Origin of the sequence: Burkholderia stagnalis (genome assembly GCF_039848545.1) — a bacterium.
In the GTDB taxonomy this organism is placed as follows: Bacteria; Pseudomonadota; Gammaproteobacteria; order Burkholderiales; family Burkholderiaceae; genus Burkholderia; species Burkholderia stagnalis.
On record NZ_CP156685.1, the window covers coordinates 832833 to 857844 of the forward strand.

Here is a 25012-nt window from a genome sequence, read left to right on the forward strand (position 1 = left end):
GATGTCACGGCGGCGCTTGGCCGGCTCAATGCTTTTCCATCCGCTCCAGCGCCTTGATGTCTTCCTCGGACGTCATTTCACACGCAAGCAGCGTCTTGCCCTTGAGCGCCGGGCCCTGGCGGGCCGACACGAGGATCAGCGCGCCGCCCGGGCCGCGGACCGTCAGCCGGCGCGAATAGCCGACGGACGACGCGCCCAGCAGGTGGCCCTTCTCGGGGGCGAGCTGGTAGCGCTGCGCGAGCCGGTCGGCCACTTCGCCTTCCACGAGCACGCCGATCCCGGTGCTGGTGAACACGACGTTCTGCGTGGTGAAGCCGTCCCGGCGGATCGGCTCCGGCAGGCGGAAGACCGCGGCGCCCAGCATCGACTCGTCCGGCTTCGGATCGGTTGCCTTGACGGTGTCGTAGATCGTGCTCATGAGATCCGACGTAAACGGCGGCTTGCAGATCGCGGCGTTGAAGATGTCGGGATGGGCGGGCGGCGCGGCGAGCGCAACGAACGGGGCGGCGGCGATGGCGCCGAGGGCGGCGCGAAGCCCGGACAGGCGATGCGGCATGGATACGGTCCTCTCAGGTTTTATTGTGAGGCGGTATGTTAAGGCAACGCCGCGCGCCGCTCGACCGGCGCCGCTCGATCGGAGGGCGGCACCGTGGCCGGCACGCGCGCCCGCGCCCCGCGATCGATTCCGTTTCCGGACGATCGACGCGCGGGGCGTCCGGTCAAGCGCGTCAGGCCACCGACCTTGCCTCGGTTCGTGTTCGTGCGTGCACGAGAACCCTCAAGGCGCAACCACCGGATGCTTCAACGCATGCGCGGTCTCGATCCACTGCGCATGGAATGCGTCCGCATCGGGCTTGAGCCCGAGTTCGCCGTTGCGGTACGCCATCGCGAGCGTCTGCACCGCTTCCGGCAGCTCGTGCTCGGCCGCGCGCCGGTACAGCGCGAGCGCGCGCGATTCGTCGCGCGGCACGCCGCTGCCGTCGCGATACGCGTTCGCGAGCATGAAGTCGGCGGCCGGGATGTCGGCGCGCGACGCCTGCTCGAACCAGCGCGCCGCCTGCGCCGGATCGGCGGCCGTGCCGTAGCCGCTGCGGTAGATCAGGCCGAGGTAGTAGGCCGCCGCCGGATCGCCGTGCGCGGCGGCCTCGCCGAGCAGCGCGCGGGCGCGCGCATAGTCCTTCGGCTGGCCGCCGCTGCCGAGCAGCAGCGCCTTGCCGAGCGCGAATTGCGCGCGCCGCGCGGCCGCCGCGTCGCCGCCTTGCGCGGCGGTTTCGAGCCAGCCGCGCCCTTCGTCGCGCAGGCCCGGCTCGCGGGCCTCGGCGAGCGCGACGCCAAGCGCCGCCTGCGCGCCGCCCGACCCCGCGCGCGCGAGGTCGCGCAGCCGGGCGAGCGCATGCGGCTCGGCGGCCTGCGTGACCATCGCCTGCCATTCGTCGAGCTGCGCGGCGCTCGGCGCGGGGCCGGCGCCGCGCCAGCCGCCGGCCGCGACGGCGGCGGCCACGAACGCCGCCATCGCCGCGAGCAGCGCGGCCGGCGGCAGTTTCACGCGCAGCAGGCGCCGCGCGGCGCCGGCCACGCCGGCCTCGGTGGGCCGCATCGTGCGGATCGGTTGCATCGCGTGCCTCATTGCGTCAGGTCGATCTCGTAGGTGGCGAGGTTCTTGCCCGAGCCGTCGTCGGCCGCGACCTGCGTGATGCCGACGAGGCCGGCTGCCGTCGCGTCGGCGAGGCGGTTCGGCGCGGACGCGAACTGCACGTGCGCGACCGAGCTCGCGAGCCTGGTGAAGCGCCAGCTGCGCTGCGCGCCGTCCGCCGCGCGGGTGATCGCGCCGCGCTTCTTGATGAACGCGATCAGCACGTCGCGGTTCGCGTCCGGCGACGCGAAGATCGTCTTGCTGCCGTCGAGGCCCGGGAAGTTGCCGCCGCCGCTCGCGCGATAGTTGTTGGTCGCGACGATCAGCTGCGCGTTCGGGTCGATCGGCGCGCCCTTGTACGCGAGGTTTCTGATCCGGCTGCCGACCGGCTGCGTGACGTCGATCTCGTAGGTCAGGTCGGGCGACGTGAACATGTCGAAGTTGTAGCCGGGGAAGCTGCTGACGAGCTTCTGCACGCTCGCCTGCGTCGGATCGATCCGGTTGAAGCGCTTCGCGGCCGTCTCGAGCCAGTTCTTCACGTCCGCGCCGCTCACCTTCACCGCATACACGGTGTTCGGGTACAGGTAAAGGTCGGCCGCGTTGTTGATCGCGACTGAGCCCGGCGCGACGTCGGTGAAGTCGTTGCCGCCGCCGAAGCCGCTCTTGAACGGCGCGCTGACCGACAGCACCGGCAGCGACGCGTATTGCGGCAGGTTCGCCTGCACGTAGGTCTTCACGTAGTCGGCCTGCGCCTCGTTGACGATCTGGATCGCGCCCGGATCGCCGACGTCGGCGAAATACGAGGTCATCCGGTAGTCGGTCGTGCCGATCGGCGTCTTCACGTAGTTGATGGTCGCCTGATGCTCGGCGGCGATCGCGGCCGCGACCGACGGATCGGCGGCGACGTAGCTCTTGTCGGCGTTCTGGATGGGGCGCGCCTCGACGGTGGTCTGCGACTTGTCGACGCTCCAGGTCTTGCCGTCGAACGCGAGGCCGAGCTTGATCACGCCGAGGTGCTTGCCCCAGAAGTTCGCCATCACGGTCGGCACGCCGTTGACGGTGCCCTTGACCTTGTCGACGCCCGGCAGGTTGAACTGCGGCACGGTGCTGTTGGCATCCGGGAACACCTGGTGCGAGTGGCCGATCAGCATCGCGTCGATGCCCGGCACGGTCGACAGCCACCAGCTGCCGTTCTCCATCGTCGGCGAGTACGCCGAGTTGTCGAGCCCGCCGTGCGAGATCGCGACGACGAGGTCGGCGCCCTTCGCGCGCATCTCGGGCACGTATTTTTCGGCCGCTTCCTTCAGGCCGGTCGTGTAGACCTTGCCGTCGAGCCAGCGCTTGTCCCAGTTCATGATCGCGGGCGGCGTGAAGCCGATGATGCCGATCTTCACCGGCGCGCTGACCGTCGTGCCGTCCGGCGCGGTCGCGCTCACCGTGCGGGTGAGGATCGTGTACGGCGTGAACAGCGGCGCGTTGGTGCGCGCGCTGATCACGTTCGCGAGCACCTGCGGGAACGCCGGGCCCGCGCACTTCTTCTGCTGCGCGGGCGCGGGCAGCCCGTCGACGTCGAACGTGTTGCCGGTCACCTGCGACAGGTACGGCAGCCCGTAGTTGAATTCGTGGTTGCCGATCCCGCCGCCGTCGAACTTGGCGGCGTTCATCACCTTGTAGATCGCGAGCGTCTGGTCGCAGCCGACCGGGTTCACGAGCGCCTGGTAGTCGGCGAGCGCGGTGCCCTGGATCGTGTCGCCGTTGTCGAGCAGCAGCGTGTTGGGATACTGCGCGCGCGCCTGCGCGATCAGCGTCGCGACGCGCTCGAAACCGAGCGAGTTGTCGGCCGCGAGCTTGAAATAGTCATACGACAGCACGTTGGTGTGCAGGTCGGTCGTCTCGAGCAGCGCCAGCGTCGCCTTCGTGCCGGCGGGCGCCTGCGAGGCGGGCGGGGCGGTGACGTCGTCGCCGTTGCAGGCGGCAAGAAAGGCGAGGCTCGCGAGCGCGGCGGCTGCCGGCGCGCGATGGCGGAGAAGCGAGGGGAGTCGCATCGGTTGTCCTGGTTGATGTTCTGTGTTGTCGTGGTCCGCCGCGGAAAGCGACGCGTGCACCGACGGCCTGCGGTGCGGCGCGTGAGAGTATCGAAAGGATTCGTGACGAAGGAATGAAAGGGCGCGATGGCTTGCCGGAAGGCGGCGGGCCGCGGCCCCGTGGCGGGGCGCCGCGGGCGCCGTCCGGCGGCCGGCGCGCCCCGGCGGAAATCCTCACGTCGCGGCGCCGGGCGGTTCGCTACAATGGCCGCTGTCATCCTATTGCAAACAAGCCGCCTTGGATTTCGAAACCCCTCCCGGCCTGTCGGTCGATGCCGGCGGGCAGGGCCCGACCGTGCGCCTGTCCGGGCAGTGGACCGCGCTGGCGCTGGCGCGCAATCGCGGCGTCGCGCGCCGCGTCGCCGGCCTGGCGAGCGAGCGCGTGCGCGAATGGGACCTGTCCGCGATCGAACGGCTCGACCACGTCGGCGGCCAGGCGCTGTGGCGCGTCTGGGGCCGCCGCCTGCCGTCCGGCATCGCGCTCACCGACACGCAGCGCACGATCTTCGAGCGCATCGAGCGGCTCGACAGCCAGCGCGAGTCGCCCGAGCGCGTCGTGCGCTTCGATCCCGTCACGCGCCTCGGCCAGGCGCTCTTCACGTTCGCCGAGCACCTGCAGGGCGGCATCGCGATGTTCGGCCGCGTGATCCTCGACGCGCTGTCGGTGCTGCGCCGGCCGAAGACGATGCCGTGGAAGGAAACCTCGGCGAACGTCTACAGCGCGGGCGCGCAGGCACTGCCGATCACCGCGCTGGTCGCGTTCCTGATCGGCATCGTGCTGAGCTACCTGTCCGCGCAGCAGCTGCAGATGTTCGGCGCAAACCGCTACATCGTGAACATCCTCGGCCTGTCGGTGATCCGCGAGCTCGGGCCGGTGCTGTCGGCGATCCTCGTCGCCGGGCGCTCGGGCTCGGCGATCACCGCGCAGATCGGCGTGATGCGCGTGACGGAGGAGCTCGACGCGATGCGCGTGATGGGCATCCCGCACGGGCTGCGGCTGATCCTGCCGCGGGTGCTCGCGCTCGGCGTCGCGATGCCGCTGCTCGTGATGTGGACCAACATCGTCGCGCTCACGGGCGGCGCGCTCGCCGCGAAGCTCGCGCTCGGCATCGACTTCAACTATTTCGTGCGTTCGCTGCCGGGCGTCGTGCCGATCGCGAACCTGTACATCGGCCTCGGCAAGGGCGTGGTGTTCGGGATGCTGATCGCGCTCGTCGCGTGCCATTTCGGCTTCCGCATCAAGGCGAATTCGCAGAGCCTCGGCGAAGGCACGACGACGTCGGTCGTCACGTCGATCACGGTCGTGATCCTCGCCGACGCGGTGTTCGCGATGCTGTTCCAGAACGTGGGGTTGGGATGAACACGCCGATCGAACCGGCAGCCGGCGCCGCGACGGCCGGCGCGCAGCCCTCCGACGAGTTCGTGATCGAGGTGCGCAACCTGACCAAGCGCTACGGGCGCAACATCGTTCACCAGAAGCTCGATTTCGACGTGAAGCGCGGCGAGATCGTGTCGATCGTCGGCGGCTCGGGCTCGGGCAAGACCACGCTGGTGCGGCAGATCCTCGGCCTCGAGCGGCCGACGTCCGGGACGATCAAGGTGTTCGGCGCGGATACCTCGACGATCGACGCGGCCACCGCGCGCACGATGCGCACCCGCTCGGGGATGCTGTTCCAGCAGGGCGCGCTGTTCTCGTCGATGACGGTGTTCGACAACGTCGCGCAGCCGCTGCGCGAGCTGGGCCGTGTGCCGCCCGACCTGCTGAACGACATCGTGATGCTGAAGCTGGAGATGGTCGGGCTGCCGTGCAAGCATGCGTCGAAGATGCCGGCCGCGCTGTCGGGCGGGATGGTGAAGCGGGTCGGCATCGCGCGCGCGATCGCGCTCGAGCCGGAGCTGCTGTTCCTCGACGAGCCGACGGCCGGGCTCGACCCGCAGGCGTCGGAGGAATTCGTCGAGCTGATCGCGACGCTGCACCGCACGCTCGGGCTGACGGTCGTGATGGTCACGCACGATCTCGACACGATGGTCGCGTTGTCGACGCGCGTCGCGGTGCTCGCCGATCGCAAGGTGCTGGTCGCCGCGCCGGTCGAGGAGGCCGCGAACGTCGATCACCCGTTCATCCACGAATATTTTCTGGGGCTGCGCGGCCGCCGCGCGCTGCAGGCGCTGCCGCCCGAGCGGCGCGCGAAGCTGCCGAAGGCGGCCCTCGAACCGGCGCCGTCGAGCGTCGAGCTTTAGGGTCTGTTGACATATGGAACGCACATGCGAATGCCCGAAATCGCGCGCAGGGCAAGAAGGGAGGAGCGCCGTTTGGCCGAGCCAGACAAGCGACGCGCGACACCGCCATGCGGGCGATTTCGGGCATTCCCGTGGAATGGTTTTTTTAATTGGGGTTGCCACGAGAACGGCCGCACGCCGCGTTGCGCTCCTTGCGAATACGCCCGGTATTCGCTGCGTCGCGCGCCTCGCGAGCGGCCGTTCTCGTGGCAACGCATGTGCGTTCCATATGTAAACAGACCCTAACGGAACCCGCGAATGGAAAACAAATCACATGCGTTCTGGGCCGGCCTGTTCACGATCGCGCTGACGCTCGCGATCGCGGGCGCCGTGTTCTGGTTCAACGTCGACCGCACCGTGCGCATCCCGTACGACCTGATCGCGCGCACCAACGTCACCGGGCTGTTCCCGGACGCGGCGGTGCGCTTTCGCGGCCTCGACGTCGGCAAGGTGCAGTCGATCGGCTTCGACCGCACGCATCCGGGGCAGATCCGGATCCGCATCCTGGTCGACAAGACCGCGCCGATCACGCAGTCGACGTTCGGCAGCCTCGGCTTCCAGGGCGTGACGGGCATCGCGTTCGTGCAGCTCGACGACACGGGCAGCGACCTGTCGCCGCTGCCGTCGTCGTCGAAGGCGGTCGCGCAGATCCCGATGCACCCGAGCCTGTTCGACCAGATCCAGCAGCGCGGCGACGTGCTGCTGCGGCAGCTCGAACTGGCGGCGCAGAGCGCGAACGAGCTGATGTCGCCCGAGATGCGCGAGCAGCTGCGCGCGACGGCGGAAAGCCTGCAGCACGCGGCCGACGGCGCGACGACGCTGTCGAAGCAGCTCGCGCCGGCGGTGGCCGAGCTGCCGGCGACGATGCGCGAGGTGAACCGCGCGATGGCGTCGGCGAGCACGATGCTGCAGCCGAACGGCCCGCTCGTCGCGAACCTGAACAAGGCCGGCACGGCGGCCGAGCAGATCGGTGTCGCGCTGAACGAGCTGAACGCGCGCGTGCAGTACGACACGCTGCCGCGCTTCAACGCGCTGGCGGCGAGCGTCGGCGACGCGTCGCGGCAGCTGAAGGACGTCGCGGGCGAGCTCGGCCGCAATCCGCGCAGCCTGCTGTTCGGCGCCCCGGGCGCCGCGCCCGGGCCGGGCGAGGCGGGCTTCGCCTGGCCGGGCGCCACGGCCGGCCACTGACATCGAACCGAGAACCTTCATGCAGGAACACGCCATGTCCCGAACCCTTGCCCGCGCGCTGCGCCCGGCCGCGGCCGCGCTGGCGGCGCTGGCGCTCACGCTTGCCGCCGGCTGCGCGAGCGAACGCGCGGCGCAGTCGAACATCCGCTACGACCTCGGCCCGGCCGCATCGACCGCGACCGCCGGCACGGGCCCCGCGCTGAAGGTGCTCGACGTCGCCGCGCCCGACGCGCTCGATTCCGACAAGTTCGTGTACCGGCTCGCGTACGCGGATGCGCAGCGCACCGCCGTGTACCGCGACAGCCGCTGGACCGCGCCGCCCGCGCAACTGCTCACGCAGCGGCTGCGCAGCGCGCTGTCGTCGCGCGGCGCGGTGCTCGAAGGCTCCGACGGCGTGCGCGCGCCGACTCTCAAGATCGACCTGAACGAGTTCGAGCAGGTGTTCGACGGCGAGACGCAGAGCCACGGCGCGGTCGCCGCGCGCGCGACGCTCACGCTGGACGGCAAGGTGCTCGGCCAGCGCACGTTCGTCGCGCGCGCGCCGTCGAGCACGCCCGACGCCGCCGGCGGCGCGCGGGCGCTCGCGACGGCGAGCGACGACCTGGTGGCGCAGATCGCCGCGTGGGTCGGCCTGCGGGCCTACGCGGGCACGCCGTGACGCGCGGGCCGCGTTCGCGATGAGCGGGCCCGGCTCGCATCGCGCGTCGACGCTGGCGCGGCAGGCCTGCGCCGCGTATGCGGTGCTCATCGTCTACGCGTCGCTGTATCCGTTCGACGGCTGGCTCGCGCTCGGCATCGGGCCGTTCGACTATCTGTTCGCGCCGATGCAGCGCTATGTGACCGCGTTCGACGTCGTCACGAACGTGCTCGGCTACCTGCCGTTCGGCGCGCTCGCGGTGCTCGCGCTGCACCCGCGCTGGCGCGGGGTCGGCGCGACGCTGATCGCCGCGGCGCTCGGCGCGCTGCTGTCGGCGTCGATGGAGGCGCTGCAGACCTACCTGCCGACGCGCATCGCGTCGAATCTCGATCTCGCGGCCAATGCGCTCGGCGCCCTGCTCGGCGCGGCGCTCGTCGCGCCGGCCACCGGCGCGCTGCTCGAGCGCGGCGTGCTCAGGCGGCTGCGCTTCGCGTGGTTCGAGGCGGACAGCGCGACGCCGCTGCTGCTGGCCGCGCTGTGGCCGTTCGCGATCCTCTTTCCGTCGCCGTTCCTGTTCGGCATCGGCGACTGGCCGGCCGCGCTGTGGGAGCGCGCCGACGTGTCGATGCAGGACGCGCTGCTCGCGTGGCTGCCGGCCGCATGGCAGGTGACGGACTGGCCGCAGCGCGTCGACGGCTGGCTGTCCGATTCCGCGTGGGAAGCCGTGCTCGGCGGGCTGATGCTGTTTCCGGCGCTCGCGGTCGCGTCGCTCGCGATGCGGCCGCGCGCGCCACGCGTGCGGCTGCTGATCGCGTTCGTCGTCGCGACGCTCGCGCTGAAGTCCGCCGCGACGTACATGCAGTCGGCCACCGGGCTCGTCGTGGTGTGGGCGACGCCGGGCGCGCGGCTCGGCATCGAGCTCGGCTTCGCGGCGGCGCTCGTCGCGCTGTACGTGCCCGGCGCGTGGCGGGCCGCGCTCGCGGCCGCCGCGCTGTGCGCGGGCGTCGCGCTCGTGAACCTGCTGCCCGTCAACCCGTTCTTCGACTACACGCTGTCGGGCTGGCGCCAGGGCCGCTACGTGCACTTCAACAGCATCGCGCGCTGGCTCGCGTGGATCTGGCCCTATGCGGCGCTGATCTGGCTCGGGCAGCGCGTCGAACGCGCGTGGCTGCCGGCCGCGCGGCGCCGCTGACGGGCCGGGCAGCCGCGCGCGCCGCTCGCTATAATCGTCCGCACCATTCACCCGCCACCGCCGGCCCGGCCTCGCCGTCGGGCCGCTTGCCCTCACCCATCATGGATTCCTACTACCAGCACCACGTCTTCTTCTGCCTGAACCAGCGCGAACCCGGCGCCGAACGTCCGAGCTGCGCGCGGTGCGACGCGCAGGCCATGCAGGAATACGCGAAAAAGCGCGTGAAGGAGCTCGGCCTCGCGGGGCCCGGCAAGGTCCGCATCAACAAGGCGGGCTGCCTCGACCGCTGCGAGGAGGGGCCCGTGATGGTCGTCTACCCGGAAGGCACCTGGTACACGTACGTGGACCAGGCCGACATCGACGAGATCGTCGAATCGCACCTGCGCGACGGCCAGGTCGTCGAACGCCTGAAGATCTGAGCGAGCCGGCCCGACGCATGAACGTACATACGCAGAAATCGCTGATCGCCGGCCCGGTCGGCCGGATCGAGATCGCCGTCGACCTGCCGGACGCGGTGCGCGACGGCAGCGCCGCGCCGCGCGGCATCGCGCTCGTCGCGCATCCGCATCCGCTGTTCGGCGGCACGATGGACAACAAGGTCGCGCAGACGCTCGCGCGCACGCTCGTCCAGCTCAACTACATCGTCTACCGGTCGAATTTCCGCGGCGTCGGCGCGACCGAGGGCGTGCACGACAACGGCGCGGGCGAAGCCGACGACCTGCTCGCGGTGCTCGCGCACATGCGTGCGCAGCCGGGCCTCGCGGAGCTGCCGCTGGTGCTGGCCGGCTTCTCGTTCGGCACTTTCGTGCTGTCGCACGTCGCAAAGCGGCTGCGCGACGCGGGCCAGGCGATCGAGCGGATGGTGTTCGTCGGCACGGCCGCGAGCCGCTGGCAGGTCGCCGACGTGCCGGAGAACACGCTCGTGATCCACGGCGAGACCGACGACACGGTGCCGATCGCATCCGTCTACGACTGGGCGCGGCCGCAGGAGCTGCCGGTCGTCGTGATTCCCGGCGCCGAGCATTTCTTCCATCGCAAGCTGCATGTGCTGAAGCGCGTCGTCGTCGACGCGTGGCGCTGAGCGGCGCTTCGCCGCGGCACGGGGGGCGGGTGGCTCGGGGCGCGGTCCTCGTCGCTTCCCGGTCGTCCCCCGGTCGCTTCCTGGTCGCTTCCTGGTCGTCCCCCGGTCGTCCTCCGGTCGTCCCCCGGTCGTCCCCCGGTCGTCCCCCGGTCGTCCCCCGGTCGTCCCCCGGTCGTCCTCCGGTCGTCTCCCGGTCGCCTCCCAGTCGTCTCCCAGTCGTCTCCCAGTCGCTTCCCAGTCGCTTCCCAGTCGCGCTCGGTGGCGACTTGCACGCCGCCTGCGCGTGCCTTTCATCTCCCTTCGATAGATGTCCTGCGCATCCCGGCGGCGTGCTCGCCGTGCGGCCGGCATGCGTTGGAACCGCGCCGCAATCGCGAAAACGCCTGCCGCAGCCACGTATAATGGCCGGATTTCGCGTCGCCCGCGGCCCGGCCGGGCCCATGCGGCGCTCGTTTCGCCGCCGTCGCGCCCGCTCGCCGACGGCCGCGAACCGAATGCGCCCGCACGAGTCCAACCGGCGCGTTTCGCATCGCCTGACGATTCAGGCGCAGGCCGAAACGCCCGCCGCCATGCCATTCAACCGGCGCGCGTTGCGCGCCGCACTTTCTGCCATCAGCCTGAATCGATCATGCGTTTGTCTTCCCAAGGCCTCAAGTCCCTCGCTTCCTCCACCACCCTCAGCGTGGCCGTGCGCAACGTCGCGCTCGGCGTGATGCTGCCCGTCGCGCTCGCGTCGACGATCGTCGCCGCCGAGGCAAAGCCGGCCGCCAAGGCCAAGGCTGCGCATGCCGTGCCGGCCGCCGCGCCCGAAGCCACCGGCGCACCCGCGACCTACATGCCGGGCGCGGTGCCGCCGCCGGGCGTGAACGCGCGCTCGTGGGTGCTCGTCGACGCGACCAGCAACACCGTGCTCGCATCGGGCAATGCGGACGAGCGCGTCGAGCCGGCGTCGCTGACGAAGCTGATGACCGCGTACCTCGTGTTCGAGGCGCTCGACAAGAAGAAGATCTCGATGGAGCAGATCGTCACGCCGAGCGAGGCCGTGCGCCGCGTCGGCCGCGACGAGTCGCGGATGTTCATCGAGGCGAACAAGCCGGTGTCGGTGCACGATCTCGTGTACGGGATGATCATCCAGTCCGGCAACGATGCGGCGATCGCGCTGGCCGAGCTGGTCGGCGGCAGCGAGGCGCAGTTCATCAACATGATGAACGACGAGGTCAAGCGCCTCGGCATGAAGGGCACGCACTTCGCCGACGTGAACGGCATGCCCGACCCGAACCACTACACGACGGCCGGCGACCTCGCGACGCTGTCCGCCCACCTGATCCGTGATTTTCCGCAGTACTACGGCATCTTCTCGGAGAAGGAATTCAAGTACAACAACATCCGCCAGGGCAACCGCAACCGGCTGCTGTGGCTCGACCCGACGGTCGATGGCCTGAAGACCGGCCACACGCAGGCGGCGGGCTTCTGCCTGATCTCGTCGGCGAAGCGCCCGATGCCGGGCGCGGCCGATGCGTCGCGCCGCCTGGTCGCGGTGATGATGGGCGAGAGCAAGGAAAGCGACCGCACGCAGGACAGCATGAAGATGCTGAGCTACGGCTACAGCGCGTTCGACGCGGTGCGCCTGTTCAAGGGCGGCCAGGCGATCTCGACGCCGCGCCTCTACAAGGGCAAGGAGAATACCGTGCAGGTCGGCGTGAAGGGCGACCAGTGGGTGACGGTGCCGCGCGGCCTCGGCGACAAGGTCAAGACCGAAGTCGAGGTGAACGCGCCGCTGATCGCGCCGCTCGCGGAAGGCCAGCCGGTCGGCACCGTGAAGATCGTCGCCGACGGCAAGACGCTGTCGCAGTTCCCGGTCGTGGCGCTGCAGGCGGTGCCGGAAGCGGGTATCTTCGGGCGTATCTGGGATTCGATCCTGCTGATGTTCAGCAAGAAGAAGTAAGCGGATCGCGGCCTTTGTTTCGACGACTTCATCCCCATCTGGTATTGCCATGAGCCAAACCGAATTCGAATCGATCGTCTACCTGAGCGTCTCGTCGCAGGAAGAGCTGGTGCCGCTGTCGCAAGCCCGCGTGCCGGTGCTCGATCGCGGGTTCATCTTCGGCGATGGCGTGTATGAAGTCGTGCCCGTCTACGCGCACGACGGCGCGCACGTACCGTTCCGGATCGCGCATCATCTCGCGCGGCTCGAACGCAGCCTGAAGAAGATCGGCATCGACAACCCGCACGACGAGGCGGGCTGGCGCGCGCTGATCGAACGCGTCGTCGCGGCGAACGCCGACGGCCTCGGCGCCGGCGACGCGCTCGTCTATATTCAGGTGACGCGCGGCGTCGCGAAGCGCGGCCATGCGTTCCCGGCGAATGCGGTGCCGACCGTGTTCGTGATGACGAGCCCGCTGCGCGTGCCGTCCGCGGCGGAGCGCGAGAAGGGCGTGCGCTGCGTGACCGCCGAGGATCGCCGCTGGCTGCATTGCGACATCAAGTCGACCTCGCTGCTCGGCAACGTGCTGATGGCGCAGCATGCGGCCGAGCACGACGCGTTCGAGACGCTGCAGCTGCGCGACGGCAACCTGACCGAAGGCTCGTCGTCGAACGTGTGGATCGTGAAGAACGGCGAGCTGATCGCGCCGCCGCGCAGCAACAGGATCCTCGAGGGGATCCGCTACGCGCTGCTCGAGGAATTGGCCGACGAATGCGGGATCCGGTTCGTCGCGCGCGAGATCAGCGAAGTGGAGCTGCGCGCGGCCGACGAGATCATGATCACGTCGGCGACGAAGGAGGTGCTGCCCGTCACGTCGCTCGACGATCTGCCGGTGCAGGGCGGCAAGCCCGGCCCGGTATTCGCGGCGTTGTACGACGCGTACCAGCGCGCGAAGGCGCGCGAGTTTGAACAGTTTGACCTAACCCGGAGAAAGTGATGAGCGAACCGTCCAAAACCGTCGAGCTGACCGGCGCGATCGATACCCGGAAGGAATCGCTGCTGGAGTTCCCGTGCGATTTCCCGATCAAGATCATGGGCAAGGCGCACCCGGAGTTCAAGGACACGATCTTCAAGGTCGTGAGTGTCCACGACAATGAAATCGACCTCGAGAAGATCGAGGAGCGCGCGTCGAGCGGCGGCAACTACACGGGCCTGACGATCACCGTGCGCGCGACGAGCCAGGAGCAGCTCGACAACATCTACCGCGCGCTGACCGGCCATCCGATGGTCAAGGTCGTGCTCTGACCCTCCCTCTTGCGCTCATGCGGCGGCGGATTTCGCCGCCGCGCGACGCGCGTCCAGTTCGTCGCTCAGCAGCTTGAAGCTGGCGACTTCCTGCAGTATCCACGTCCGGAACGCCTGCACGCGCGGCGTGCTCAGCAGCGGCGGCGGGCACACGAAGTAGTAATGCCACGGGCTCGGCCCGTCGATGTCGAACAGCCGCACGAGGCGCCCGTGCAGCAGCTCGTGCACCGCGAGCGAGCGCCGCACGAGCGCGATGCCCTGGCCGTCGATCGCCGCCTGCAGCAGGTTCGACGAATCCTGGTACAGGATTCCCCGCTTCGGCTCGGTCAGCGTGTCGAGGCCCGCCGCATCGAACCATGGCCGCCACAGCTCGTCGTCCGAGCGCAGCAGGTTGTAGCGCACGAGATCGGCCGGCGTCTTCGGCAGCACGCCGCCGTTCAGCGTCGGCGCGCAGGCCGGGAAGAACGCTTCCTCGAGCAGCGGCTCCACGTACAGCCCCGGATAGTTGCCGAACCCGAAGCGGATCGCGAGATCGACGTCGTCGCGCGCGAAATCGGTGATGGCGTTGGTCGACTGCAGCTCCACGTCGATTTCCGGATGCCGCTCGATGAACGAGCCGATGCGCGGCGTCACGAAGCGCGCCGCGAACGACGACAGCATCGAGATCACGAGCCGCCGGTCGCGGTCGCTCGCGCGCACTTCGCGGGTGGCGTCGGCGAGCATCATCAGCGCGGTGCGGATCTGTTGCGCATAGCGGTTGCCCGCGTCGGTCAGGCACAGGCGCTTGCCGTTGCGGGTGAACAGCTGCACGCCGAGTTCCTCCTCGAGCGCGCGCACCTGGTGGCTGACCGCGCCGTGCGTGACGAACAGCTCGTCGGCGGCGCGCGAGAAGTTTTCGTGGCGGGCGGCCGCCTCGAACGCGCGAATCGCGTTCAGCGGGGGGAGCTGGCGCAGGTCCATTTGCTAATTTTCCTCACATTGACGTGAAAATTGGTCGTTTGGTCGGACGCCTGTAGATGACTACGATTGTAGCCATCGAAGCATTTTTTGGTGGAGCCGATCATGCAAGAAATCTCTTCAAGCATCACGTTCGAAATCCCCCCTGGCGAAACCGTCCCGCTGAAGGTGCAGCGCAGCACGCGGCTGACGATTCAGTGCGGGCCGGTGTGGGCGACGCGCAGCAACGACGTCGACGACTACTTCCTCGCGGACGGCGAAACGCTGAAGCTGCGCCGCGGCGAGCGGCTGTGGCTGAGCGCCGAGGGCGGGCAGAGCGCCCATGTCGCGTTCTCCGTGGCGCGGCCGCCGAAGGAGATCGCGCGCAAGGGCCTCGAAAAGCTGCGCGAGCGCGTCGCCGCGCTGCTCCACGACGGCTGGCGCACCGTCTGACGCGCAGCCTTCCTGCCGGGGCGGATGCCGACGATCCGTCCCTTTCCATTGCCGGCGAGACCCATGGGTTTTCGGTAAACTACCGCCCATGTCCGTCTCGCCGGTTTTCATCGTGTCCACGCCTGTCGCCGCTTCCGATTCACCCGCCGCCGCTGCGGCCCAGCCGGCCCAGCCGGACCAGCCGGTCGTTCTACCGGCTGCCCAGCCGGTCGTCCAACCGGCCGTCACGGTTCGCTGGCGCGGCGTCGAGTCGTACGAGGCGAGCTTCGACGCGATGCGCGCGTTCACCGATACGCGCACGGCCGACACCGGCGACGAGATCTGGGTCGTCGAGCATCCGCCCGTCTACACGCTCGGGCAGGCGGGCGACCCGGCCCACCTGCTGGTGGCCGACAGCGGCGTGCCGCTCGTCAAGGTCGACCGCGGCGGGCAGATCACCTACCACGGCCCCGGCCAGATCGTCGTCTACCTGCTGCTCGACCTGCGCCGGCGCAAGCTGATGGTGCGCACGCTCGTGACGAAGATCGAGGAGGCCGTGATCGAAACCCTCGCGGCGTATAATCTCGCTTCGGTCCGCAAGGCGGGCGCGCCGGGCATCTACGTGGCATCCGGCGTGCACGAAGGCGCGAAGATCGCGGCCCTCGGCCTGAAGATCCGCAACGGCTGCAGCTATCACGGGCTGTGCCTGAACGTGAAGATGGATCTGCGCCCGTTTCTTGCGATCAACCCGTGCGGCTATGCCGGACTGGAAACCGTCGACATGGCGAGCCTCGAGGTTGCCGCCGACTGGAACGACGTCGCGCACACGCTGGTGCGCCGTCTGATCGCCAACCTCGACGGCGAACTCGCGGCCGCCGACAAGCCGCAGGCACTGGAACATTCGAATGACTGACGTTACCGCTTCCCCCGCACCGGCTGATTCGGCCGCGACGACCCCTGCCTACGATCCGACCGCCAAGCAGAAGGCGCAGGCGAAGACGGCGCGCATCCCGATCAAGGTCATTCCGATCGAGAAGCTGAAGAAGCCCGAGTGGATCCGCGTGAAGGCGGCCACCGGCAGCTCGCGCTTCAACGAGATCAAGACGATCCTGCGCGAGCACAACCTGCACACCGTGTGCGAGGAAGCGAGCTGCCCGAACATCGGCGAATGCTTCGGCAAGGGCACCGCGACGTTCATGATCATGGGCGACAAGTGCACGCGCCGCTGCCCGTTCTGCGACGTCGGCCACGGCCGCCCCGATCCGCTCGACGCGGACGAACCGAAGAACCTCGCCCGCACGATCGCCGCGCTGAAGCTCAAGTACGTGGTGATCACGAGCGTCGACCGCGACGACCTGCGCGACGGCGGCGCCGCCCACTTCGTCGAGTGCATCCGCGAAACGCGCGCGCAGTCGCCGGACACGCGCATCGAAATTCTCACGCCGGATTTCCGTGGCCGTCTCGACCGCGCGATCTCGATCCTGAACGCCGCGCCGCCCGACGTGATGAACCACAACCTCGAGACGGTGCCGCGCCTGTACAAGGAAGCGCGCCCCGGTTCGGACTACGCGCACTCGCTGAAGCTGCTGAAGGACTTCAAGGCGCTGCATCCGGACGTCGCGACGAAGTCGGGCCTGATGGTCGGCCTCGGCGAGACCGAAGAGGAAATCCTGCAGGTGATGCGCGACCTGCGCGCGCACGACGTCGACATGCTGACGATCGGCCAGTACCTGCAGCCGTCCGAGCACCACCTGCCGGTGCGCGCGTACGTACATCCGGACACCTTCAAGATGTACGAGGAAGAGGCGTACAAGATGGGCTTCACGCACGCGGCGGTCGGCGCGATGGTGCGGTCGAGCTATCACGCGGATCTGCAGGCGCATGGGGCGGGCGTGGTCTAAAGATACAAGCGCCTTCGCTTCGTCACGGACGAACCCGGAAAAGCCCGCAGCGATGCGGGCTTTTTTGTCTGTGTCGCCCGGCAGCGGCCCGCGCCCGCGCACGACAATCGCCACCCGACCGGACGCGTGATCCAATCCAGCGTGGAAAGCAAAGCGGAAACGGCGTCGATAGCTTCGCAGGATAAGTTCGCTCCGGCCCCGCGCAAACCTCCTATAGTCGGCTCTCCCGCAGCAACGCCCGCATTCCGAAGGAGAGCCGCATGTCCCGTTTCAGCTTCGTCCGCCGCGCCGTCGTCGCGCTGACCGCCTTTGCCGCGCTCGGCGCGGCGCACGCCGAATCGCGCGAGGTCGTGATCGCGTACCAGGACATGGTCGTGCCGTGGCGCTACGCGCAGGCGAGCGGCGAAGTCGAGAAGGCGACCGGCTACAAGGTCACGTTCCGCAAGCTCGACAGCGGCGCGGACGTGATCCGCGCGCTCGCGTCGGGCTCGGTGCAGCTCGGCGAGGCGGGCTCGAGCCCGATCGCGGCCGGCCTGTCGCAGGGGCTCGACATCTCGCTGTTCTGGATCCTCGACAACATCAACGACGCCGAGGCGCTGGTCGCGCGCAACGGCTCGGGCGTGACCAACGTTGCCGCGCTCAAGGGCAGGAAGATCGGCGTGCCGTTCGTGTCGACGTCGCACTTCCATACGCTCGTCGCGCTGCAGGCCGCGGGCGTCAACCCGAACGACGTGAAGATCGTCAACCTGCGCCCGCCCGAAGTCGCGGCGGCGTGGACGCGCGGCGACATCGACGCAACCTACATCTGGGACCCGGTGCTCGCGAAGGTCAAGCAGTCCGGGACGGTGCTGACGACGTCCGGCCAGGTCGCGAAGCAGAGCGGCAAGGCGACCTTCGACGGCTTCGTCGTGAGCCGCAAGTTCGCGCGCGACAACCCCGAGTTCGTCGCGCGCTTCGTGAAGGTGCTCGCGTCCGCCGACGCCGATTACCGCGCGCATGCCGCCGCCTGGAAGCTCGGCTCGCCGCAGGTCGCGGCCGTCGCGAAGGTGTCGGGCGCGAACGCGCAGGACGTGCCCGCGAGCCTCGCGCTCTATGCATTCCCGACGCCGGCCGAGCAGGCGTCGCCGACGTGGCTCGGCGGCGGCGCGCAATCGGGCGCGGCGAAGTCGCTCGCGGCGACGGCCGCGTTCCTGAAGACGCAGGGCACGATCCAGACGGTGCTCGCCGATTACTCGGTCGGCGTCGATCCGCAGTTCGTGCAGAAGGCCGCGCGCTGAACGCGCGGCGACGCATCGCGGAGCGACAGACATGAGCACGCTGGAAGTCCGACAGGTGTCGGTGGCTTATCCGGGCGAGCGCGGGCGGCCGACGACGCAGGCGCTCGCGCAGGTCGACCTGACGCTCGAGTCGGGCGAGTTCGTCGTCGCGCTCGGCGCGTCGGGCTGCGGCAAGACGACGTTGCTGAACTGCATGGCCGGCTTCGTCGCGCCGACGACCGGCGAAGTCCGCGTCGACGGCGCGACCGTGACGGGCCCCGGCGCGGACCGCGGCGTCGTGTTCCAGAAATACGCGCTGCTGCCGTGGCTCGACGTGCTCGACAACGTCGCGCTCGGGCTGCGCTTCGCGCGCGTGCCGAAGGCCGAGCGCACGCGGCGTGCGCAGGAGATGCTGGCGCTCGTCGGGCTCGAACGCCATGCGCAGGCGCGCGTGTATGAATTGTCGGGCGGCATGCAGCAGCGCGTCGGCATCGCGCGCGCGCTGGCCAGCGATCCGCGCGTGCTGCTGATGGACGAGCCGATGGGCGCGCTCGACGCGATGACGCGCGGCACGATGCAGGCGCTCGTGCTCGACGTGTGGGCACGCACCGGCAAGACGGTGTTCTTCATCACGCACGACGTCGAGGAGGCGCTGTTTCTCGCGACGCGGCTCGTCGTGATGACGCCGGGGCCGGGCCGCATCGCCGAGACCTTCGAGCTGCCGTTCGCGCGCCGCTACGTCGAATCGCGCGATGCGCGCGCGGTGAAGTCGTCGCCCGATTTCATCGCGTGGCGCGAGCGGCTGATCGCGTATCTGCATCGCGACGAGACGGTCGGAGAGGCTGCGTGACGAGCGAGCTCGCGCGGCAGGGCGCGGCCGTCGGACATGGCCGGATCAGCACTTTGCACAGGCAGGACAGCATGAGCACGCAGGATTCGTGGGCGGCCGATCGCACGGCCGCAGGTTTCGAGCAGGATCGCACGGCCGCGCCGCAGCGTGCCGCCGCCGCGCGGCCCGCGCGCGCGTCGCGCCGCTACCGGTTGCCGGGGCAGGGGAAGACGGGCGCGCTGAGCGCGGCGACGGTGGCTGCGCTGGCCGTACTGTGGTGGGTCGCGACGCACCGTCAATGGCTGCCGCCGCTGTTCCTGCCCGCGCCGGAAGCGGTGTGGGCCGCGTTCGTCGACGCGTGGCACGGGCGCATCCAGGGCGGCCTGCCGCTGTCCGAGCACCTGTTGTGGAGCGCCGCGCGCGTGTTCGGCGCGTTCGTGCTCGCGACCGCGCTCGGCGTGCCGGCCGGCATCCTGATGGGCGTGAGCCGCGTCGCGCGCGGCGTGCTCGATCCGCTGCTGGAGTTCTACCGGCCGCTGCCGCCGCTTGCCTACCTGCCGCTCGTCGTGATCTGGTTCGGCATCGACGAGACCGCGAAGCTCGTCGTGATCTTCCTCGCCTGCTTCGCGCCGATCGCGATGGCGGCGCGCGCGGGCGTGCGGGCCGCGACGGTCGAGCAGATCAACGCCGCGTATTCGCTCGGCGGCAGCTTCGCGCAGATCGTGCGGCACGTGGTGCTGCCGGCCGCGCTGCCGGAAATCCTCACCGGGCTGCGGATCGCGATCGGCTTCGGCTGGACGACGCTCGTCGCGGCCGAGATGGTCGCCGCGACGGCCGGGCTCGGGCAGATGGTGCTCAACGCGTCGAGCTTCCTGCGCACGGATCTCGTCGTGATGGGAATCCTGATCATCGGCGCGATCGCGTGGCTGTTCGATCTCGCGATGCGGTGGGTCGAGCGGCGGGTCGTGCCGTGGAAGGGAAGGGGATAGGCCGTGTGACCTTGGCGGCCCGACGCGACGTGCGCGGCCCGCGCGCGCCATCGCGCCGGCGGCCGCTCGGATGCGCATGCACACGATCGTCGGCAGGCCGCCGCACGCAGCGATGAATGCATCGCCCGGTTCTCAATCCCCCATCGCGATCCCTTCCCGCCGTGGATCCGCGCCGCCGAACCAGACGGTGCGCCCCTCGACGTTCAGCCGCTGGATGCCCTGCAGCCCCGAATTCATCTGGACGACCTGCACGTCGTGCCCGCGCCCCTTCAGCCCGTCGACGAGCGCGTCCGACACGCGGCCGCGCTCGAGCTGCGTCGGCCCGTTCATCGACCCGAAGTTCGGCAGCGCGATCGCCTGCTGCATCGTCATCCCCCAGTCGAGCACGCCGACCAGCGCCTTCGCGACGTGATTGATGATCGCCGGCCCGCCCGCGGAGCCGACCGCCAGCGTGACCTGCTTCGTCTTCTTGTCGAACACGAGTTCCGGCGACATCGCCGAGCGCGGCCGCTTGCCGGGCTGCACGCGGTTCGCGACCGGCCGGCCGTTCTCGCTCGACACGAACGAGAAATCGGTGAGCTGGTTGTTCAGCATGAAGCCGCGCACCATCATCCGTGAGCCGAACGCGTCCTCGACGCTCGTCGTCATCGACAGCGCGTGGCCGTAACGGTCGACGATCGCGAGGTCGGACGTCGACGGCAGCTCGGGGCTGCGGTCGTCGGCGAGCGCGAGCGTCGCGCCCTGCGGCGTGCCGGCCTGCGCGGCGCCCATGCTGCCGTCGCCGATCAGGCGCGCGCGCTGCGCGAGATAGCGCTTGTCGACGAGGCTCGCCCAGCCGCCGCCCGGCAGCGGCGCGAAATCCGGATCCGCGACGTAGCGCGCGCGGTCCGCGTACGCGAGGCGGCCGGCCTCGCTGAACAGGTGTGCGGCGAACGGCGTCGGCTCGAAGCCGACGTCGTTGCGCACCGGCTTCTGCGCGCCGATCTGCTGCCAGTCGGGCATCGCCTCGAGGATGCCGAGCATCTGCGCGATCGCGAGGCCGCCCGACGACGGCGGCGGCATCCCGCACACCACCGAGCGGCGGTAGTCGGTGCACAGCGGCTCGCGCACCTTCGCCTTGTAGCGCGCGAGATCCTGCAGCGACAGCAGGCCCGGGTTGGTCGGGTGCCGGCGCACCTTCGCGACGATGTCGCGCGCGATCGCGCCCGAGTAGAACGCGTTCGCGCCGTGGTCCGCGACCTGGCGCAGCACGGCCGCGAGCGGCGGGTTCTTCAGGATCGTGCCGGCCGGTTTCGGCGTGCCGTCCGGGTTGTAGAAATACGCGCGCGCGGCCGGATCCTTCATCAGGTACCTGTCGTTCGCGATCAGCGTCGCGAGCCGCGGGCTGATCGTGAAGCCGTGCTCGGCGAGCCGGATCGCCGGCTGGAACAGGCGCCGCCACGGCAGCCTGCCGTGCGCGCGGTGGGCGGCGTCGAGCATGCGCAGCACGCCCGGCGTGCCGACCGAGCGCCCGCCGACCACGCCCTCGTAGAAGCTCATCGGCTGGCCGGTCGGCCCGTAGAACAGGCGCTCGGTCGCGGCGGCCGGCGCGGTTTCGCGGCCGTCGTACGCCTGCGCGGCCTTGCCGTCGAAATACAGCATGAACGCGCCGCCGCCGATGCCCGACGATTGCGGCTCGACGAGCGCCAGCACCATCTGCGTCGCGATGGCCGCGTCGATCGCGGTGCCGCCCGCCTTCAGCATCTCGTAGCCGGCCTGCGCCGCGAGCGGATTCGCGGCGGCCACCATGTAGCGCTGCGCGGTCCAGCCCGGCTTGTCGATCCAGCCGGACGACAGCTCGGGCGCATGCGCGACCGGCGCGACGGCGGCCGATGCGGCGGAGGCCGTGGCGGGCGCGGCTGCCGCGCCGGCGGGCGGCGCGGGGGACGTGCACGCGGCATTGAACGCGACGAGCGCGGCAGCGGCGGCGAGCATCGCCCATGAAGGCGGGCGCAGGCGAATCCGGTCGGACATTGAACCCTCGGCAGGTGTGAATGCGGGAACCTGAAACGAAGCGGCGGCGCGCCGGCATCGGCCGACGCGCGCTATTGTCGCCGCGCCGCGAGCGCATTGTCATCCGACCGGAAACCCTGACGCAGCGCGTCCGGCCCGCCCCGGCCGGTCTTTCCGGCCTGTTCGAGGATGAACTCTATGAACGTTGCGGTCGCGCGCGTGTGGTGGCGGTTCGGCATGTAGAGCATGTACATGTGCGTGCCGAAGATCGACAGCCGGTATGCGTCGAGCGACGTGACCACCGCGCCGCGCCGCACGTCGTCGTGCACGACGTAGTCCGGCACGATGCCGACGCCGAGCCCCGCGAGGATCGCCTGGCGCAGGAACAGGAAGTTCTCCGAGATCAGCGTCGGCTCGAGCAGCACCTCGTGGCGCTCGTCGCCGAGATACGCGGCGATCCGCAACTGGCGGCCCATCACCGTCGCGGTGATCACGGGCGCGTCCGACAGCGCGTCGAGCCCGGCCGGCATGCCGTGCGCGGCCGCGAACGCGGGCGACGCGCACGCGACGTAGCGCACCGCGCCCATGTCGCGCGCGACGAGGTTCTGCGGCGGCTCGGACATCACGCGGATCGCGATGTCGACCTCGTCGCGCACGAGATCCTCGACGCGGTTCTCGAACACGACGTCGAGCACGATGCCCGGATACAGCCGCTTGAACGCGAGCAGCCAGTCCGACATCACGAGCTGCCCGTAGCCGCTCGGCACCGACAGCCGCACGCGGCCCTGCAGGTCCTGGCCGAGCGTCGTCACCGATTCCTGCGCGGCGAGCAGCTCGTTGCGGATGCGCCGGCCATGCTCGTACAGCTTCAGCCCGATCTCGGTCGGCTCGATGCGGCGCGTCGTGCGCCGCACGAGCTGCTGGCCGATCGAGCGCTCGAGCTGGTTCAGCCGGTAGCTGACGTTCGCGCGGCTCATCTTGAGCCGCTGCGCAGCCTTGCTGAGATTGCCCGCGTCGAGAATCTCGACGAGCAGCGTCAGCGCGTTCAGGTCCATGCCCGAGGTCTCCTCATCTGTCCCGTTTAACGGTTTGCACGCATTCAATGTCAAGCCGGATTTGACAGCTTGTAAAAGAGCGAGGGAATTGTCAATGAATCTCGATCAATCGAGAATCGAGTCACGCCCGGCGTCCGGCCGGTGACCTTTCCCGCATCGCAGGTGCATTGATGAACCTCTCCCCCTCCCCCGGCACCGGCCCGGTCACGCGCGAGCGGCGCGACAAGGTGCTGGTCGTCACGCTCGACCATCCGCCCGTCAACGCGCTGTCGGCCGACGTCCGGCGCGGCCTCGCCGACGCGCTCGACGCCGCGCAGGCCGACGCCGCGATCCACGCGGTGCTGATCGTCGGCGCGGGGCGCAACTTCATCGCGGGCGCCGACATCCGCGAGTTCGGCAAGCCGCCCGTGCCGCCGTCGCTGCCGGACGTGTGCGAGCGGATCGAGTCGAGCGCGAAGCCGGTCGTGGTCGCGCTGCACGGCGCGACGCTCGGCGGCGGCCTCGAGGTCGCGCTGGCCGCGCATTACCGGCTCGCGGTGCCGGGCGCGAAGCTCGGCCTGCCCGAAGTGACGCTCGGCCTGCTGCCCGGGGCGGGCGGCACGCAGCGCGCGCCGCGCCTGATCGGCGCGAAGGCCGCGCTCGACCTGATGCTGTCCGGCCGCCACGCGAGCGCGGACGAGGCGCTCGCGCTCGGCCTCGTCGACCGTCTCGCGCACAGCGACGACACGCTCGCCGAAGGGCTCGCGTACGTGCAGGAATTGCTGTCGCTCGGCGCGCCCGCGCGGCGCAGCCGCGACGCGCAGGGGCTGGCGGACCGCGCGGCCGCGCAAGCGGCGATCGACGCGGCGCGCGACGAACTCGCGAAGAAGTCGCGCGGGCTGTTCTCGCCGGCGAAGATCGTCTACGCGGTCGAGGCCGCGCTCACGCAGTCGTTCGATGCGGGGATGGCGCTCGAACGCAGCCTGTTCCTGCAGTGCATCGACAGCCCGCAGCGCGCGGGCCTCGTGCATGCGTTCTTCGCGGAGCGCGAGGCCGCGAAGGCGCCCGAGGCGCGCCACGCGAGCGCGCGGCCGGTCGAGCGGATCGGCGTGGTGGGCGGCGGCACGATGGGCGCGGGCATCGCGGTGGCCGCGCTCGACGCCGGGCTGCCGGTGACGATGATCGAGCGCGACGACGCGTCGCTCGCGCGCGGCCGCGCGCACGTCGAGAAGGTCTACGACGGGCTCGTCGCGAAGGGCCGCATGACGCCCGCCGCGCATGCGGCGCGGCTGGCGCGGCTGAAGGGCAGCACGTCGTACGACGCGCTCGCGCAGGTCGACGTCGTGATCGAGGCCGTGTTCGAGGACATGGACGTCAAGCAGGCGGTATTCGCGGCGCTTGCGCGCGCGTGCAAGCCGGGCGCGGTGCTCGCGACCAACACGTCGTATCTCGACATCGACCGGCTGGCCGCGAGCATCGAGCGGCCCGGCGACGTGATCGGCCTGCATTTCTTCTCGCCGGCCAACATCATGAAGCTGCTCGAGATCGTCGTGCCCGCGCGCGTGAGCCCGGAGGTCGTCGCGACCGCGTTCGCGCTGGCGAAGCTGCTGAAGAAGACGCCGGTGCGCGCGGGCGTGTGCGACGGCTTCATCGGCAACCGGATCCTCGCGGTCTATCGCACCGCGGCCGACTACCTGATGGAAGACGGCGCGTCGCCGTACCAGATCGACCGCGCGGTGCGCGCGTTCGGCTTCCCGATGGGGCCGTTCCAGGTCGTCGACCTCGCGGGCGGCGACATCGGCTGGGCGACCCGCAAGCGCCGCGCGGCGACGCGCGATCCGCGCGCGCGCTATGTCGGGATTTCCGACCGGCTGTGCGAGCGCGGCTGGTTCGGGCAGAAGACGGGGCGCGGCTATTACCTGTATCCGGACGGCGCGCGCAGCGGCACGCCGGACCCCGAGGTCGATGCGATCGTCGCGGAGGAACGCGCGAAGAAGGGCATCGCGCCGCGCGCGTTCACCGACGACGAGATCCTGCGCCGCTACCTCGCCGCGATGATCAACGAAGGCGCGAACGTGGTGCACGAGAAGATCGCGCTGCGCCCGCTCGACGTCGACGCGGTGTTCCTGCACGGCTACGGCTTCCCGCGCCACCGCGGCGGCCCGATGCACTACGCGGATACCGTCGGCCTCGCGAACGTGCTCGCCGACCTGCGCGCGTTCGCGAAAGAGGATCCGCTGTTCTGGAAGCCGTCGCCGCTGATCGTGTCGCTGGTCGAGAGCGGCGAGACCTTCGCGAGCCTGAACCGCGTCGACTGAA

General features: G+C 70.1%; 23 protein-coding genes. 17 read left to right on the forward strand and 6 right to left on the reverse strand.

What is annotated here, in order from left to right; genetic code table 11:
• Positions 1-25: 25 nt before the first annotated feature.
• The 3 genes from ABFO07_RS03960 to ABFO07_RS03970 all read right to left on the reverse strand — a co-directional run bounded on the left by ABFO07_RS03960 (position 26) and on the right by ABFO07_RS03970 (position 3678).
• Positions 26-556 (reverse strand): hypothetical protein, encoded by a 531-nt coding sequence (locus tag ABFO07_RS03960; protein WP_059891232.1) that lies wholly within the window; start codon positions 554-556, stop codon positions 26-28.
• Between the two features lie 222 nt (positions 557-778).
• Positions 779-1615 carry a tetratricopeptide repeat protein gene (locus ABFO07_RS03965; RefSeq protein WP_060149041.1) on the reverse strand — a complete coding sequence of 279 codons (837 nt, stop codon included), beginning with the start codon at positions 1613-1615 and terminating at the stop codon, positions 779-781.
• Positions 1616-1623: 8 nt separating this feature from the next.
• Positions 1624-3678 (reverse strand): bifunctional 2',3'-cyclic-nucleotide 2'-phosphodiesterase/3'-nucleotidase, encoded by a 2055-nt coding sequence (locus ABFO07_RS03970; RefSeq protein ID WP_060149042.1) that lies wholly within the window; start codon positions 3676-3678, stop codon positions 1624-1626.
• A gap of 277 nt (positions 3679-3955) precedes the next feature.
• Here ABFO07_RS03970 and ABFO07_RS03975 point away from each other — a divergent pair, with 277 nt between their 5' ends.
• From ABFO07_RS03975 to ABFO07_RS04020, 10 genes are all read left to right on the forward strand, one after another.
• On the forward strand, positions 3956-5077 hold the full coding sequence (locus tag ABFO07_RS03975) for an MlaE family ABC transporter permease (RefSeq protein ID WP_059566465.1): 1122 nt from the start codon (positions 3956-3958) through the stop codon (positions 5075-5077).
• Positions 5074-5958, forward strand: a complete 885-nt coding sequence (locus ABFO07_RS03980; RefSeq protein ID WP_059566466.1) for an ABC transporter ATP-binding protein — start codon at positions 5074-5076, stop codon at positions 5956-5958. Before ABFO07_RS03975 ends, ABFO07_RS03980 begins: the two co-directional genes overlap by 4 nt.
• 297 nt (positions 5959-6255) lie before the next feature.
• Positions 6256-7185, forward strand: coding sequence for an MlaD family protein (locus ABFO07_RS03985; RefSeq protein ID WP_059803243.1), 930 nt, complete (start codon positions 6256-6258; stop codon positions 7183-7185).
• 19 nt (positions 7186-7204) lie between these two features.
• Positions 7205-7843 carry an ABC-type transport auxiliary lipoprotein family protein gene (locus ABFO07_RS03990; protein WP_407060560.1) on the forward strand — a complete coding sequence of 213 codons (639 nt, stop codon included), beginning with the start codon at positions 7205-7207 and terminating at the stop codon, positions 7841-7843.
• 19 nt (positions 7844-7862) lie between these two features.
• A complete protein-coding gene (locus ABFO07_RS03995) occupies positions 7863-9014 on the forward strand; it encodes a VanZ family protein (RefSeq protein ID WP_059803241.1) in 1152 nt (383 codons plus the stop codon).
• Positions 9015-9115: 101 nt separating this feature from the next.
• A complete protein-coding gene (locus tag ABFO07_RS04000; RefSeq protein WP_059566469.1) occupies positions 9116-9433 on the forward strand; it encodes a (2Fe-2S) ferredoxin domain-containing protein in 318 nt (105 codons plus the stop codon).
• A 17-nt stretch (positions 9434-9450) separates the two neighbouring features.
• Entirely contained in the window at positions 9451-10095 is a 645-nt protein-coding gene (locus ABFO07_RS04005; RefSeq protein WP_059566470.1) for an alpha/beta hydrolase, read from the forward strand.
• A gap of 628 nt (positions 10096-10723) precedes the next feature.
• A complete protein-coding gene (locus ABFO07_RS04010) occupies positions 10724-12040 on the forward strand; it encodes a D-alanyl-D-alanine carboxypeptidase family protein (protein ID WP_347468383.1) in 1317 nt (438 codons plus the stop codon).
• A 49-nt stretch (positions 12041-12089) separates the two neighbouring features.
• Entirely contained in the window at positions 12090-13016 is a 927-nt protein-coding gene (locus ABFO07_RS04015) for a D-amino acid aminotransferase (RefSeq protein ID WP_059883249.1), read from the forward strand.
• On the forward strand, positions 13016-13324 hold the full coding sequence (locus ABFO07_RS04020) for an HP0495 family protein (protein WP_010090550.1): 309 nt from the start codon (positions 13016-13018) through the stop codon (positions 13322-13324). Before ABFO07_RS04015 ends, ABFO07_RS04020 begins: the two co-directional genes overlap by 1 nt.
• 15 nt (positions 13325-13339) lie before the next feature.
• On the opposite strand, the gene ABFO07_RS04025 is transcribed toward ABFO07_RS04020, so the two are convergent.
• Positions 13340-14284: a transcriptional regulator GcvA gene (locus tag ABFO07_RS04025; RefSeq protein ID WP_059803235.1), complete on the reverse strand. Its 945-nt coding sequence runs from the start codon at positions 14282-14284 to the stop codon at positions 13340-13342.
• A 102-nt stretch (positions 14285-14386) separates the two neighbouring features.
• On the opposite strand from ABFO07_RS04025, the gene ABFO07_RS04030 reads away from it, so the two are divergent.
• The 6 genes from ABFO07_RS04030 to ABFO07_RS04055 all read left to right on the forward strand — a co-directional run bounded on the left by ABFO07_RS04030 (position 14387) and on the right by ABFO07_RS04055 (position 19667).
• Positions 14387-14713 carry a DUF2917 domain-containing protein gene (locus ABFO07_RS04030; RefSeq protein WP_059566589.1) on the forward strand — a complete coding sequence of 109 codons (327 nt, stop codon included), beginning with the start codon at positions 14387-14389 and terminating at the stop codon, positions 14711-14713.
• Positions 14714-14801: 88 nt separating this feature from the next.
• Entirely contained in the window at positions 14802-15605 is an 804-nt protein-coding gene (gene lipB, locus ABFO07_RS04035; RefSeq protein WP_059996352.1) for a lipoyl(octanoyl) transferase LipB, read from the forward strand.
• Complete coding sequence (lipA, locus tag ABFO07_RS04040) at positions 15598-16593, forward strand: lipoyl synthase (RefSeq protein ID WP_059566475.1); 996 nt, start codon at positions 15598-15600, stop codon at positions 16591-16593. Before lipB ends, lipA begins: the two co-directional genes overlap by 8 nt.
• Before the next feature lie 260 nt (positions 16594-16853).
• The gene (tauA, locus tag ABFO07_RS04045; RefSeq protein ID WP_059883251.1) at positions 16854-17870 is read left to right on the forward strand and encodes a taurine ABC transporter substrate-binding protein; all 1017 of its coding nucleotides are present in this window, start codon (positions 16854-16856) and stop codon (positions 17868-17870) included.
• A gap of 31 nt (positions 17871-17901) precedes the next feature.
• Positions 17902-18699, forward strand: a complete 798-nt coding sequence (locus ABFO07_RS04050) for a taurine ABC transporter ATP-binding protein (RefSeq protein WP_059566477.1) — start codon at positions 17902-17904, stop codon at positions 18697-18699.
• Positions 18696-19667 (forward strand): ABC transporter permease subunit, encoded by a 972-nt coding sequence (locus tag ABFO07_RS04055; RefSeq protein WP_059891239.1) that lies wholly within the window; start codon positions 18696-18698, stop codon positions 19665-19667. The genes ABFO07_RS04050 and ABFO07_RS04055 overlap by 4 nt, the downstream gene beginning before the upstream one ends.
• 132 nt (positions 19668-19799) lie before the next feature.
• On the opposite strand, the gene ggt is transcribed toward ABFO07_RS04055, so the two are convergent.
• Positions 19800-21680: a gamma-glutamyltransferase gene (gene ggt / locus ABFO07_RS04060; protein ID WP_059960085.1), complete on the reverse strand. Its 1881-nt coding sequence runs from the start codon at positions 21678-21680 to the stop codon at positions 19800-19802.
• Between the two features lie 71 nt (positions 21681-21751).
• On the reverse strand, positions 21752-22714 hold the full coding sequence (locus ABFO07_RS04065; RefSeq protein ID WP_059566481.1) for a LysR family transcriptional regulator: 963 nt from the start codon (positions 22712-22714) through the stop codon (positions 21752-21754).
• A 170-nt stretch (positions 22715-22884) separates the two neighbouring features.
• On the opposite strand from ABFO07_RS04065, the gene ABFO07_RS04070 reads away from it, so the two are divergent.
• The gene (locus ABFO07_RS04070; protein ID WP_347468388.1) at positions 22885-25011 is read left to right on the forward strand and encodes a 3-hydroxyacyl-CoA dehydrogenase NAD-binding domain-containing protein; all 2127 of its coding nucleotides are present in this window, start codon (positions 22885-22887) and stop codon (positions 25009-25011) included.
• The last annotated feature ends 1 nt before the right edge of the window (position 25012 follow it).

Coding starts and splice junctions, on each gene's coding strand:
- tauA (WP_059883251.1), top strand. CDS start 16,854: ATGTCCCGTTTCAGCTTCGTCCGCCGCGCCGTCGTCGCGCTGACCGCC.
- ABFO07_RS04005 (WP_059566470.1), top strand. CDS start 9,451: ATGAACGTACATACGCAGAAATCGCTGATCGCCGGCCCGGTCGGCCGG.
- lipB (WP_059996352.1), top strand. CDS start 14,802: ATGTCCGTCTCGCCGGTTTTCATCGTGTCCACGCCTGTCGCCGCTTCC.
- ABFO07_RS04030 (WP_059566589.1), top strand. CDS start 14,387: ATGCAAGAAATCTCTTCAAGCATCACGTTCGAAATCCCCCCTGGCGAA.
- ABFO07_RS03970 (WP_060149042.1), bottom strand. CDS start 3,678: ATGCGACTCCCCTCGCTTCTCCGCCATCGCGCGCCGGCAGCCGCCGCG.
- ABFO07_RS03965 (WP_060149041.1), bottom strand. CDS start 1,615: ATGCAACCGATCCGCACGATGCGGCCCACCGAGGCCGGCGTGGCCGGC.
- ABFO07_RS03995 (WP_059803241.1), top strand. CDS start 7,863: ATGAGCGGGCCCGGCTCGCATCGCGCGTCGACGCTGGCGCGGCAGGCC.
- ggt (WP_059960085.1), bottom strand. CDS start 21,680: ATGTCCGACCGGATTCGCCTGCGCCCGCCTTCATGGGCGATGCTCGCC.
- ABFO07_RS04000 (WP_059566469.1), top strand. CDS start 9,116: ATGGATTCCTACTACCAGCACCACGTCTTCTTCTGCCTGAACCAGCGC.
- ABFO07_RS04015 (WP_059883249.1), top strand. CDS start 12,090: ATGAGCCAAACCGAATTCGAATCGATCGTCTACCTGAGCGTCTCGTCG.
- lipA (WP_059566475.1), top strand. CDS start 15,598: ATGACTGACGTTACCGCTTCCCCCGCACCGGCTGATTCGGCCGCGACG.
- ABFO07_RS03990 (WP_407060560.1), top strand. CDS start 7,205: ATGCAGGAACACGCCATGTCCCGAACCCTTGCCCGCGCGCTGCGCCCG.
- ABFO07_RS03960 (WP_059891232.1), bottom strand. CDS start 556: ATGCCGCATCGCCTGTCCGGGCTTCGCGCCGCCCTCGGCGCCATCGCC.
- ABFO07_RS03985 (WP_059803243.1), top strand. CDS start 6,256: ATGGAAAACAAATCACATGCGTTCTGGGCCGGCCTGTTCACGATCGCG.
- ABFO07_RS04020 (WP_010090550.1), top strand. CDS start 13,016: ATGAGCGAACCGTCCAAAACCGTCGAGCTGACCGGCGCGATCGATACC.
- ABFO07_RS04010 (WP_347468383.1), top strand. CDS start 10,724: ATGCGTTTGTCTTCCCAAGGCCTCAAGTCCCTCGCTTCCTCCACCACC.
- ABFO07_RS04025 (WP_059803235.1), bottom strand. CDS start 14,284: ATGGACCTGCGCCAGCTCCCCCCGCTGAACGCGATTCGCGCGTTCGAG.
- ABFO07_RS04050 (WP_059566477.1), top strand. CDS start 17,902: ATGAGCACGCTGGAAGTCCGACAGGTGTCGGTGGCTTATCCGGGCGAG.
- ABFO07_RS04065 (WP_059566481.1), bottom strand. CDS start 22,714: ATGGACCTGAACGCGCTGACGCTGCTCGTCGAGATTCTCGACGCGGGC.
- ABFO07_RS04070 (WP_347468388.1), top strand. CDS start 22,885: ATGAACCTCTCCCCCTCCCCCGGCACCGGCCCGGTCACGCGCGAGCGG.
- ABFO07_RS03980 (WP_059566466.1), top strand. CDS start 5,074: ATGAACACGCCGATCGAACCGGCAGCCGGCGCCGCGACGGCCGGCGCG.